10 protein-coding genes are annotated in these 11923 nt (G+C 55.1%); all 10 read right to left on the bottom strand.

The features are described 5' to 3' along the window. Positions 1 to 282 precede the first annotated feature (282 nt). On the bottom strand, positions 283 to 933 hold the full coding sequence (locus EJ361_RS07310; protein ID WP_126244840.1) for a hypothetical protein: 651 nt from the start codon (positions 931 to 933) through the stop codon (positions 283 to 285). Positions 934 to 1544: 611 nt separating this feature from the next. Beyond that, complete coding sequence (gene fabF / locus EJ361_RS07305) at positions 1545 to 2807, bottom strand: beta-ketoacyl-ACP synthase II (RefSeq protein WP_126244839.1); 1263 nt, start codon at positions 2805 to 2807, stop codon at positions 1545 to 1547. Between the two features lie 125 nt (positions 2808 to 2932). Beyond that, entirely contained in the window at positions 2933 to 4417 is a 1485-nt protein-coding gene (locus EJ361_RS07300; protein ID WP_126244838.1) for an MBOAT family O-acyltransferase, read from the bottom strand. A gap of 3 nt (positions 4418 to 4420) precedes the next feature. After that, positions 4421 to 5557 (bottom strand): GDSL-type esterase/lipase family protein, encoded by a 1137-nt coding sequence (locus tag EJ361_RS07295; RefSeq protein WP_164714121.1) that lies wholly within the window; start codon positions 5555 to 5557, stop codon positions 4421 to 4423. A 13-nt stretch (positions 5558 to 5570) separates the two neighbouring features. Further along, positions 5571 to 6950 (bottom strand): SGNH/GDSL hydrolase family protein, encoded by a 1380-nt coding sequence (locus EJ361_RS07290; protein WP_126244836.1) that lies wholly within the window; start codon positions 6948 to 6950, stop codon positions 5571 to 5573. A 51-nt stretch (positions 6951 to 7001) separates the two neighbouring features. After that, on the bottom strand, positions 7002 to 7511 hold the full coding sequence (locus EJ361_RS07285; RefSeq protein ID WP_126244835.1) for a glucosaminidase domain-containing protein: 510 nt from the start codon (positions 7509 to 7511) through the stop codon (positions 7002 to 7004). 160 nt (positions 7512 to 7671) lie between these two features. Beyond that, positions 7672 to 8049 carry a hypothetical protein gene (locus tag EJ361_RS07280; RefSeq protein WP_126244834.1) on the bottom strand — a complete coding sequence of 126 codons (378 nt, stop codon included), beginning with the start codon at positions 8047 to 8049 and terminating at the stop codon, positions 7672 to 7674. 48 nt (positions 8050 to 8097) lie between these two features. Beyond that, a complete protein-coding gene (aspS, locus tag EJ361_RS07275; RefSeq protein WP_126244833.1) occupies positions 8098 to 9849 on the bottom strand; it encodes an aspartate--tRNA ligase in 1752 nt (583 codons plus the stop codon). A 54-nt stretch (positions 9850 to 9903) separates the two neighbouring features. Further along, entirely contained in the window at positions 9904 to 10929 is a 1026-nt protein-coding gene (locus EJ361_RS07270; RefSeq protein WP_126244832.1) for an NAD(P)/FAD-dependent oxidoreductase, read from the bottom strand. 84 nt (positions 10930 to 11013) lie between these two features. After that, the gene (sucD, locus tag EJ361_RS07265; RefSeq protein WP_126244831.1) at positions 11014 to 11895 is read right to left on the bottom strand and encodes a succinate--CoA ligase subunit alpha; all 882 of its coding nucleotides are present in this window, start codon (positions 11893 to 11895) and stop codon (positions 11014 to 11016) included. Positions 11896 to 11923 lie beyond the last annotated feature (28 nt).

Here is an 11923-nt window from a genome sequence, read left to right as displayed (position 1 = left end):
ACCTGGCCGCACGGTGAATAAATCTGCGCTGCCCGCATGTAGTGAGAGCGCAACTCCACATCAACACATGACCAATCCCGCATAACCCATTCGAACACAAACAACGGGCGCATCAGATGATGCGCCCGCTTGCTTACTTTCCTGCCGGAATTTGTCCGGCGCTTACCAGATCGGCGCTTCGCACTGATAACACTTTGAAAGGCCGTAAAAAAATGACCGGAGGCATTCCGGCGGCGGGGAGACCACTTCCCTGCGCCACCCCCGGCCGATCGGGATTTCCGCTCAGCGATAACTTTTCACTGAAGCGGAAGTAGCCGCCAGCGTGGAGATTCGCCGGGGAATACCCGTGTTGGCAACGGATTCCGTGATTTGTAACATGGGGTCGTAATCCGGGATGTGCTCCAACCGGAAGATGTAACGTACCGGGGAGGGATGCCTTTGATCCATCCTGTTACCCGGTTCGGGCTTTGTTTTCGCCAGATACCCTTCCGTGATCGGAGACATGCTTGTTCCCAGCAACATGGGATCGTGATCCGGTGTTACATCCGGTTTGAATTGGAAGGCTCGCGCATGGATGCGATGCATCGTTACTATAGAACCCGCCATCACAGCGGGCTCCGCCAATTCACCACCGGGGGTGTTGCCGGGCAATTGAGGCTCGCGGTCCGGGCCCGCTTCGACCCTGAACCGGTACGAAATGGGGACAGGGTGCGACTTCGCTGCCCCGAAAGCCGCCGTACGGGCGGTATCGGGCACAACGGAATGGGGTGCGGACAAACATTCAGTGTCCATCAACATGGGATCGTAGTCCGGAATTTGATCCAGGAAATTATAACGGATCGGTACCGGGTGAACCGTCTGCCGGGCACATCCCGATGTCAACATAACAATGGTAGCTGCTACCAGCACGAACAGGGTTTTACAATGTTTCATTACTTGTTTTTGTTTTGCTTTTACCCGGCCGCTTTGCCCGGATGCCTTATCCAGCTTTATCTTTCTTTCCGATTATTGGAGAAGCCCGCCACGCCGGAACAACCGCCCACAAAGCCGCGCTTCGGTCCCCCCGCTCCGGCCCCGGGCTTCCGCCGCAAGACCATCGCGCCGGGAAACACCCCGCGCTCCCGGAGCATCTGTACCGGGTTTGTCTTTTACCTCGTGTGCAATACACTGCCAGCCCGCAACGAAACCTCGCCGCGAACAAACATCAGCCATCACTCCCGCACCTGCATTATTTTTCTTCGGCGCCCGCATCTCGCAGCACACCAACGGCTACTTACAGCCCGTTACAGGAATTACCCGGAACAACCGCCCATACTGCATTACAGCATAGCCGCCCCTCAGGCAATGGCAAAAATCGGAAATCAATCAAGTTGTGATAAAACAGCCTACATCGCATTCGGATGGAAGGTTAACGAAGACAAAAATACTAAAAATTTTAGCAAAAAGAAGGGGAATTTGGGATATTTGATTTGATAATGCGTAAAAAACTAAAAGGGCGGAAGTTGTATTTCCGCCCTTTTTATCGTCAATTATGTTCGTGCGTATTAGCCCTTGAACTTCGCGAAAGCCGCAATGGCATTGTGCCCGCCAAATCCAAACGTATTGCTCAGCGCCACATTCACCGTACGCTTTTGCGCCTCGCCCAGCGTCAGGTTCAGGCCCGCCGGGATATCTTCTCCCAACTCGGTCGTATTGATCGTCGGAGGAACGATGTCTTCTTTCACCGCCATGATACAGGCGATCGCCTCAATCGCACCGGCAGCGCCCAACAGGTGCCCCGTCATCGATTTCGTTGCACTGATGTTCAGCTTGCTCGCATGTTCGCCAAACAGCGTCTTGATCGCTTTCAGCTCGCTCACGTCGCCCAGCGGCGTAGAAGTAGCGTGCGCATTAATGTAATCCACATCGGTCAGCGTAAGCCCCGCATCGTCGAGCGCCTCTTTCATGCCCAGCTGCGCGCCAAGCCCTTCAGGATGCGTAGCCGTGAGGTGGTATGCGTCGCAGCTCATGGCGCCGCCCACCATTTCACCGTAGATCGTAGCCCCGCGTGCGATCGCATGGTCGTAATCTTCGAGAATGATCGCTCCCGCACCTTCGCCCATTACGAAACCATCGCGGTCTTTATCGAACGGACGGGAAGCATGCTGCGGATCGTCGTTACGGGTGCTCAGCGCCTTCAAAGCGTTGAAACCCGCGATGCCCGCGCGTGTTACCGGGCTCTCGGAACCACCGGCCACGATCATGTTGGCCTTGCCGAGACGGATATAGTTGAAAGCGTCTACCAGCGCACTGTTGGAAGATGCGCAGGCAGAAACGGTGCAATAGTTGATACCCATCAACCCGTACCTGATCGCGATCTGGCCGGCAGCGATGTCGGAAATCAAACGGGGAATGAAAAACGGATTGAACTTCGGAACGAAATTCATTTGCGCGAATTCTACAATCTGGTCTTCGAAGGTCTGCATTCCGCCGTTCCCCGACGCCCAGATCACTCCAAACCGGCTACGGTCCACCGTCTCCAGGTTCACGCCGCTGTTCTCGATCGCCTGCTGTGCGGCAATCATGGCATACTGCGTAAACATATCCATCTTCCGCGCTTCCTTCTTCTCTATATATGCATCAATGTCCAGTCCTTTCAGTTCACAGGCGAATTTAGTCTTGAATGCTGTGGTGTCGAACCGGGTAATCGGGCCTGCGCCGCTCTTACCGGCTTTCATGTTTTCCCAGAAGGAGTTTACATCCAGACCGATCGGCGTGATGGCTCCCATCCCGGTTACTACGACTCTCCTCAGTGTAACAGTACGCATAGATTATACTTTGAATGACAAAAGTTAGGTCGCAAAGTTACTCGAATATTATCACGTTTGTGCATACGCATGAGAAAAAAGACGCATATACTTTGATTTTTAAATCCCTGTAACCCCAAAACCCGTTAAAACTGTAAATATATCGGCATCATGGGCTCCTGCGTCTTCACCTCGTTCAACATCCAGATAAACAGCACCATCACCGCCGCCGCTCCCGCCCAATGCAGGTTGGAAAAGCCCAGCGACAGTTTTTCATCCCATTTTGACGGTAAAAAATGCAGCAAATACCCTAAACCCATCAACATAAAAACCTCAGGGTATCCGGCCAGTACTTCGCCCAGCAAATGCCCCTGGAAATTCCCCGTTACCTGCCCCAGCAATTCCCAGGCCCCGGCGAATGTTTCGGACTTGAAAAATATCCAGCAGAAACAAACCAGGTGGAACGTGAACAGCACACCGCCAACTTTCCACAACCCGGCACGCAAAGGCGTGGCCCGTAGCCATTGCCGTTTTTGCTGCCAGCCGGCCCACAATTTATCGACCGCCAAAGCCCCGCCGTGCACGCCTCCCCAGCATATAAAATTCCAGCTGGCACCATGCCAGAACCCGCCGACGAGCATCGTCAGCATCAGGTTCACATATTGCCGGAACTTGCCCTTGCGGTTGCCGCCCAGGGGAATGTAGACGTAATCGCGCAGCCAGCTCGACAAACTAATATGCCATCTCCGCCAGAACTCCGTGATGGAACTGCTTTGATAAGGCTTGTCGAAGTTCGGGGGGATGACGAACCCCGTCCACCGCGCAATCCCGATCGCCATGTCGGAATACCCGGAAAAGTCGCAATAGATCACCATCGCATAACCGTAAACGCCCAACAGGCATTCGATACCGGTGTGGCGCGCGGGATCGTCGAAAATATATTGTACGAAATGCTGGTAAATGAAATCCGAAATGACCACCTTTTTGAAAAGCCCGTTCATGATGAGGAACATCCCTTTCCCCACGTCTTCTTTGGACAGCACGTACGGCCGGCGGATCTGCGGAATGAAATCCGCCGCGCGCACGATGGGGCCCATCATCAGTTTCGGGAAAAACGACAGGAAGAAAAGATAATCCATGAACTTGTCTACCGGCTTGATTTCCCTGCGATACACGTCTATCGTGTAACTCAGGTTCTCGAAAGTATAAAACGAAATCCCGATCGGCAGCAAAACCTGGATGGGGTGGATGTTTCCGTTGGCGAGGTCGTTGATGCAGGTGATGAAGAAATTCGTGTACTTGAAATAAAATAGCAGACCGATGTTGATGATCACGCTGAACCATAGCAAGCCTTTCCTGACGCTGTCTTTCGTTTCGCGGTGGATGCGGTTGCTGAGGTAAAAATCCACGATGGCGGCGATGATGACGAGCAGGACGTAGCTGCCGCAGGCGAGGTAGAAAAAGTACAGGCTGAAGAAGCTGAAAACGGCTACGCGTCCGCGTTCGCTGTTGCGCACCAGTTGGTAGCAGAGCAGGAATGCCGCGAGGAAGAACAGGAAAAAACCGCTGTTGAAAAGTATCGGCGTTTTTTCGTTATACAGGAGCAGGGAATACAGGTTTTCGAGGGACATGCGTCAGTTTTTCCGTATGGTTTGTTGCCAGCTACGATACCCCTGCAGGATAGCTTTTCCGAGCTGTTCGCCCTGCAGGCGGTAACCGTTTGCGTTAAAGTGGACGTGATCGTGGCTCCAGGCGCGGGTGTACCGGCTATCGGACCGCATTTCGCCGAAGAGGTCCCAATAGGCGTGGCCTTCGTCGCGGCAGAAATCGATGATGGCCTGGCGGACCGTTGCGGCCTGGGGCACGGCGATGAATTTAGTGCGGTACTTCGTGCGCTTGGAGCCTTTCGGGCGGTAAGCCACAGATCGCTTTTTCATCATGCCGGAAGGCGGTGTGGTGAAGAGAAACTTTGCATCCGGCGCGTATTCCCGCACTGCGGTCACCGTTTTTTCCATTTCCGTTTTCAGTTGGCCGGCCGTAATTGCGCCGAAAGCTTCATTCGTCCCTAAAGAAAGAATGACGAGCAACGGCTTCGTCAACATCCCCGCCGCACCCGCTACGCTGCCGTCGAAAAGATTGTAATGCTGAAACTGGGCACCGTTGATGCCGATGGCACTGTAATTAATTCCTTTCGCTGAGCGCTCGTCAACAGCGCCGTAAAACCGGCTGATCCCTGGGAAACGTATCGCCAGGGCCTTCATACCGCTATCCGCTTTGATGCGTATTTCGCGCTCCGGCGCATCTTTTCCGCCTTCAAACACCCATCCGCCGGTTACTTCCGGTACATCATTTCCTTTATACCAAACCCGCAGCCAATGGATCGCACTGTCAGACGTAAACTGGACCGTGGCCGGTGCCGATTCCCGGGAAAGCATGATGCCGCCGGGCCCGGGCCATTCGCTGATATTACGGTCTACCATCCGCTCGCCGTTCCAGCGGACATTGCTGCCCCACTTATATCCGTCCGGACCGTTGGTGCCGGCCAGGTTGTAAGGGAACACGAAGCCCCGGCCAGCGTACCCGAACTGGTCTTGCAGCACTTTCCGCACCGCATCGGGGTAAGTGCCGGCCTGGACGTGGGAGTCGCCCAAATGCAGCATGGATATGGCATTTGTGCTGGTATCGAGGGCCTGGTACACGGGGTACAGCCCCGTATCGTTCATCAGCTTCTGGGCATGCGCGCCCAGCCAGCCGCCGGCCAGCAACATCATGGCAACCGCCCGTCTACATAGCTTCCTGCCTGAATTCATCCATGATCGCTTTATACAGCAGGGCGCCTACTTTGGAAGCCCCGCGGAAGTTGAAGTGTGTGTAATCCTTATTCGCCAGCGCCTGTTCGCCTTCTACCCAGCGCGCCATCGCCCCGTCTCCGCCCATGGCGGAATAGAGGTTCCAGTAAGCCATCCCGTTTTCTTCGGCGAACTGGTGCTGCACTTTCAGGAGCGCCTTCACACCGGGAGCCGTCACGTATTTACCGTTCTTGCGGTACGATTTATCCGCCGTGCCCACGATGAGGAAGCTGGACTGCGGGAAGTATCTCCGCAAAGAATCCACCACTTTTTCCATGGGGCGCTCGTACCAGTCGAACCGCGTGTTTTCGGGCATGAACAGCACGTTGGCACCGTAATGGAGCACGATCAGGTCGTACGGGCGGACCGACTGTACCTGTTTCCACATGTCGCTGCTGAGTTTTCCCAGCTCGATGCCGCTGATCCCGCGGAAAGAAAAATTATCGAGAAATATCCCGTTCCCGCTTTCGAAGCAAACGCCGTACAGGGGCACCTTCTGCTCGCCGGCGAATTTGAAGGTGAGGGACCGGGTGGCCGAATCGGTAAGGAACGAGTAGGCGTTGAGGTTACCATTGCCTTGCAGTTTGGCTGGCTGGTCGTTGATCTTCACCTGTCCGGCGCCTTTTCCGTACAGCAGGCTCACTTCGCCGAATTCGTCGAGGCGTTGCCGTTTGACGGGCTGGAAGCGGACCCAGCTTTCGGGAGCGGGTATGAAGGCATGCCCTGAAATACCCAGCTCCACGCCGGCGGGCGGGGAATTTTTGAAATGATAGTCGGTCCAGTTGGGAGAAAAGCTGTGCGTGATGGTGGTCCGGAATCCGGAAACGACCGAAGTGGCGGGCACGAACCCGACGCCTTCTCCGCCGAAATATGCCTGGAGGCTGTCGCGAAGGTCCTGGGTGATGAGGTCTCCCTCGATCATGGAATCCCCGAAATAGGCGATGCGTACTTTCTTGCGGGAGCCGGTGCGGAGTTGGCGGAGGGCTTCCACGAAATGGTGCATCCCGGCGCCGGGGGCGCCCGTCGTATAGCCGTAATCGAGAATTCCCGGGTAAGTGAGATAGTCCCGCGGAGGCAGGGGCGCCTTGTGCAGGGAATCCGTTCCCCGGGCCGTGTCTGCCACGGCGAGCAAGGCCGCATCGGCAACCGTTTCCGTAACGGGAGCGGGCGTACGCAGATCGGCGAAAATATCGAGTGGACGAAGGGTGTAATTACCCGCTGAAACCACCGGTTTCAGGAACGAAACCGCTGCCAGGCCCACGATGGCGCCCATGGTTATGAGAAGCGGATAGGGATGTTTATTTCCGGAAGACATAAGTCGGCATATTCGAAATAAGCGGTCTTCCCGCTGCAATCAGTCGCAAATCTACAGTTTGGCGAGCTTCATTGCATCATCCAGTTCATATAATTTGTATTTTTTAATCATGGACCGGACCCTGCTCACCCAAACCTGCCCTGCAGTGGAGTAGCCGGAACGGATCAGCTTGTCGAGCCATTGATTATAATCGTCGTTTCCTTTCATGGCCACGAACCACTTCTTTTTCATCACCACTTTCGTAAAATGACGGTAAGAAGCGGAGTCGCTGGTGTATTCGCGGTACATGCTGCGATAGGTGAAGCCGCGCTTGGCGAGATTGTTTTTTCCGACGATCCCGAAATGATTTTTCAGCAAACGGGCGTTTTTGCTCGTGCCCATGCCTGATTCCAGCATCGCGATGCCGAGAATGACACTGGCCGGCACACCGGTTTCCTGGGAGAGGGTAACAGCAATGGGGCGAAATTGCTCAAGATACTTTTTGGGGGTTTTCTGCGCCGAAACGGTCAAACTGGAAATCAGCATCCCGCCCAACAGCAGCTTTCTTCTGGTTAAAAACATGCGAAATATTTAGATGAACCCATCCACACTGTTCCCGGATCACCCCGCAATATTACGCCATTCTGAAAGATTAAATGTAAGTGATATGTTAATATGTTATAATTTATGGTAATTATTATATCATATTAACATGATTTCTTCCGAAATGGAGAAAATAATGTCAGGCTTCGTCCTGCGCGCAGTCTGCAAATGTGAAGTTCAGATGGCCCGTGCGGAGCCCGTGCCCCTGGTACACTACCATCTTCAGCCAGTAACGGCCATCGTCGAGATGGATCAGTTCACAGGTTTCGATCTGGAGGTTGTAAAAAGAGCGAAGGTCCATATCCAGCTGTAAATCAGCGGTTTGATCGAACACAAAAGGATACAGGCGGTCTTCGTCCGACTTTTCGTCGTACACGGCGAAAGTGAGGGCGATAGACTCGTCTTCGAAATTGAAACGCAACTGGTAAATGCCCTGGTCTGCGAGGCTGAGTTGCTGTATGGCGGCGATGGTTTGAATGGTCGTTTCCATATTCTGTGTGCTGAAAAGAGAAGCCATACCCTTTGCGGATATGGCTTTCATAAGGTAATAGCTGTCAGTTTACAATTACTTTTTCACGAGCGACAGGGCCAGTTCGTCGAGCTGGACCTGGTCGATAGAAGACGGTGCGTCGAGCATCACATCGCGGCCCGAGTTGTTTTTCGGGAAAGCGATGAAGTCGCGGATCGTTTCGCTGCCGCCCAGCAGGGAGCAGAAGCGGTCGAACCCGAAAGCGATCCCCCCGTGCGGAGGTGCGCCATACTCGAATGCGCCCAGCAGGAACCCGAACTTGTGATCTGCCTCTTCCTTGCTCATCCCGAGGGCGGAGAACATTTTCTCCTGCAGGTCGCGCTGGAAGATACGGATGGAGCCGCCGCCGATTTCGGTGCCGTTCAGGACGATGTCGTAAGCGTTCGCCTTGATCTTCGCGTACTGGGACAGGTCGTCCATCAGGTGGATATGCTCGGGCTTGGGTGCCGTGAACGGGTGGTGGCGGGCTACCCAGCGGTTTTCTTCTTCCGCGTATTCGAACAGCGGGAAGTCGATCACCCACAGGGGCTTGTACACGTCTTTGTTGCGAAGGCCGAGGCGCTCGCCCATTTCGAGGCGGAGCTCGCTCATGGCTTTGCGGGTGCGCTCTTCCTTACCGGCGAGGATGAGGATGAGATCGCCCGGCTGGCTCTGGCACTGGTCTGCGAACAGTTTCAGGGCTTGCTCGTTGAAGAACTTATCGACAGACGATTTGAGGGAACCGTCGGTATTGTGCTTGATATAAACGAGGCCGTTCATGCTGATCTGCGGGCGTTTCACCCATTCGGTCAGCTCATCGAGCTGCTTGCGGGTATATTCGCTGCAACCGGTCACGTTGATGCCGACAACCAGTTCTGCATCGTCGAACACCTTAAAACCGTTGCCACGGCCCACTTCGCCGAGGTCAACCAGTTTCATTTCGAAACGGATATCGGGTTTGTCGTTGCCGTAATACTTCATCGCATCTTCCCAGGTCATGCGGGGGAAAGGCTCGTTGAACTCGATGCCTTTAATTTCGCGGAAGATGTGTTTGGTCATCTCCTCGAAATTGCCCAGCACGTCTTCCTGGTCCACGAAGCTCATTTCGCAGTCGATCTGGGTGAATTCGGGTTGACGGTCGGCGCGGAGGTCTTCGTCGCGGAAGCACTTCACGATCTGGTAGTACCGGTCGTACCCGCTCACCATGAGCAGTTGTTTGAAGGTTTGGGGCGACTGTGGCAGGGCGTAGAACTGGTTGGGGTTCATACGGCTGGGCACCACGAAGTCGCGCGCGCCTTCCGGAGTGGATTTAATGAGGTATGGCGTTTCCACTTCCATGAACCCGCGGCTGTCGAGGAAGTTCCTGGCAGCGCGGTTTACGCGGTAGCGGAGCGTGAGGTTTTGTTTAACGATGTTGCGGCGAAGATCGAGGTAACGATATTTCATGCGCAGTTCATCGCCGCCGTCGGTATCATCCTGGATGGTGAAGGGCGGTGTTTTGGAGCCGTTGAGTATTTTAAATTCCGAAACGGTGATTTCGATATCACCGGTGGGGATGTTGGGATTTTTGTTGGTGCGCTCGGTGACGTTGCCTTTCACCTGGATCACGAATTCGCGTCCGATGGGCTGATTATCGAGCTGGGCGTTGAGCGATTCGCCGAGCAGCAGCTGCGTGATGCCGTAGCGGTCGCGCAGATCTACGAAAGTGATGCTACCAAACTTACGGACGGTCTGCACCCATCCGGCCAGTGTTACCGGCTGGCCCACATGTTCCATGCGCAATTCTCCACATGTATGCGATCTATACATTGTTTGCTGTCTTTTAATAAAGGAGGTCAAAGATAAGAAAGCCCGCGGGAAATGCTACCGCAAGGCATTAAAAAACCGTGTAATGTCTATTTCCGGCGGCATTTCCTCTCCTTTCACCAGGTTCCCCACGAATTTCGCGGCAGCCCAGGGCGCGAGGGAACAGCCTTTTGAGCCCATCCCGTTGAAAATCCCGACCTGCGGGAACTTCGGGTGCAACCCCGCCATGGGCCTGCGGTCTGGCCCGGAGGGGCGAACGGCGGCTTTATGGCCGATGACCTCGAAGTCCGTTTTCAGCAGTTGCCGGAGCTGGGATTCGATGTGGGCGCGGGCTTCCGCGGTGGGCGAAGTATCCGGGTAATCCCAGGAGAACGTGGCGCCGGCCCAGAAGGTCTGATCGCCGAGGGGTACGAGGGTGATGCCTTTTTTAATGATGTCTGTGGTATCGAACGGGAGGCGGACGATGAGGGCTTCCCCTTTGTTGGGAAGGAATTTAAGCTTGCCGAACCATGGGTTTTGCGGGGAAGCGACCCCTTCGCAGAAGATCACCGCTTTCGCCTCCAATCCCTTGTATTCCACGCCTTTATCCGTCAGTTTGAGCGATGGGATTTCCAGCGTTTCCCGGCGCACCCCGGCATGGGCGGCCCAGGCGGGCAGCAGCGTTCCCAGGTCTACGTTCGCGCCCTTGACGATCCCCGCGCCAAAGGGCGCTTCCAGGAGACCGGCGTACCGCGGGGCCGGGGAGACGATGCCGTATGGCGAGGGATGTTCGGCGAAGGCGTCGCGCATCTGGGCGGAGGTCCACACGTTCCAGATATCGCGCTCCGTAAACACCGGAATGCCAAAAGCCGCTTCCATGGCCCTGTAGGTGGCTTGGGCCCGGGGGTATACGGCGTCGTACCGCCACGACACTTCGAACTTCCGTCCCGAAACGGGATTGATGATGCCCGCTGCGAGGCGGGACGCGGCATCGGCGCGCCCATCGTCGAACTGCGCGATCGTGAGCCCTGCCTGCTGCATTTCCCAGCCCAGCAGGGTACCGGCCACGCCCTGGCCTACGAGTATGTAATCGACTATTCCCATAAATCCGCTGCAAAGGTAAGGGCAAAAAAATCCCCGTCACGGTGCCGCAACGGGGATATATATAAGGTATGAATTACCGGGAGATTAAGCGGGAACGCCTTTCAGTACTTCTGCCATGCGTTTGCCGATATCTGCGGGGCTGTCTACCACATGAACGCCGCAGGCGCGCATGATCTTCATTTTAGCGGCGGCAGTATCGTCTGCACCACCGATGATGGCACCGGCGTGGCCCATACGGCGGCCCGGAGGCGCGGTTTGGCCGGCGATGAAGCCTACAACGGGTTTGTGCGGATTGGCTTTGATCCATTCTGCAGCTTCCGCTTCCATGGAACCGCCGATTTCGCCGATCATGATGATGGCTTCGGTTTGGGGGTCGTTCATCAGCAGTTCTACCGCTTCGCGGGTGGTGGTGCCGATGATCGGGTCGCCGCCAATACCGATGGCGGTGGAAACGCCCAGACCGGCTTTTACCACCTGGTCTGCCGCTTCGTAAGTCAACGTACCGGATTTGGATACGATACCTACTTTACCTTTTTTGAAGATGAAGCCGGGCATGATGCCTACTTTGGCTTCTTCAGCGGAAATAACGCCCGGGCAGTTGGGGCCGATCAGGCGGGTATTGTGTGCTTTGAGGTAGTTTTTGGCTTTCACCATGTCCTGAACGGGAATACCTTCGGTGATGCATACCACCAGCGCGATACCCGCGTCAGCAGCTTCCATGATCGCATCAGCAGCGAATGCCGGCGGTACGAAGATGATGGAAACATCCGCTCCCGTAGCGTTCACCGCGTCTGCCACGGTATTGAACACAGGGCGCTCCAGGTGGGAGCTGCCGCCTTTACCCGGCGTTACGCCACCTACCACGTTGGTGCCGTACTCGATCATTTGTGTGGCATGGAAAGTACCTTCAGTTCCGGTAAATCCCTGCACGATCACTTTGCTGTTCTTATTAACTAAAACACTCATCGCGTCTGATTTAATTATTTTTTAGATA

Source organism: Chitinophaga rhizosphaerae (genome assembly GCF_003958645.1).
In the GTDB taxonomy this organism is placed as follows: domain Bacteria; phylum Bacteroidota; class Bacteroidia; order Chitinophagales; family Chitinophagaceae; genus Chitinophaga; species Chitinophaga rhizosphaerae.
The sequence above is the reverse complement of the archived record's forward strand: the minus strand, read 5'-3'. Positions and strand labels throughout refer to the sequence as shown.

Coding starts and splice junctions, on each gene's coding strand:
- EJ361_RS07270 (WP_126244832.1), bottom strand. CDS start 10,929: ATGGGAATAGTCGATTACATACTCGTAGGCCAGGGCGTGGCCGGTACC.
- EJ361_RS07300 (WP_126244838.1), bottom strand. CDS start 4,417: ATGTCCCTCGAAAACCTGTATTCCCTGCTCCTGTATAACGAAAAAACG.
- EJ361_RS07280 (WP_126244834.1), bottom strand. CDS start 8,049: ATGGCTTCTCTTTTCAGCACACAGAATATGGAAACGACCATTCAAACC.
- EJ361_RS07285 (WP_126244835.1), bottom strand. CDS start 7,511: ATGTTTTTAACCAGAAGAAAGCTGCTGTTGGGCGGGATGCTGATTTCC.
- EJ361_RS07310 (WP_126244840.1), bottom strand. CDS start 933: ATGAAACATTGTAAAACCCTGTTCGTGCTGGTAGCAGCTACCATTGTT.
- EJ361_RS07290 (WP_126244836.1), bottom strand. CDS start 6,950: ATGTCTTCCGGAAATAAACATCCCTATCCGCTTCTCATAACCATGGGC.
- fabF (WP_126244839.1), bottom strand. CDS start 2,807: ATGCGTACTGTTACACTGAGGAGAGTCGTAGTAACCGGGATGGGAGCC.
- EJ361_RS07295 (WP_164714121.1), bottom strand. CDS start 5,557: ATGATGTTGCTGGCCGGCGGCTGGCTGGGCGCGCATGCCCAGAAGCTG.
- sucD (WP_126244831.1), bottom strand. CDS start 11,895: ATGAGTGTTTTAGTTAATAAGAACAGCAAAGTGATCGTGCAGGGATTT.
- aspS (WP_126244833.1), bottom strand. CDS start 9,849: ATGTATAGATCGCATACATGTGGAGAATTGCGCATGGAACATGTGGGC.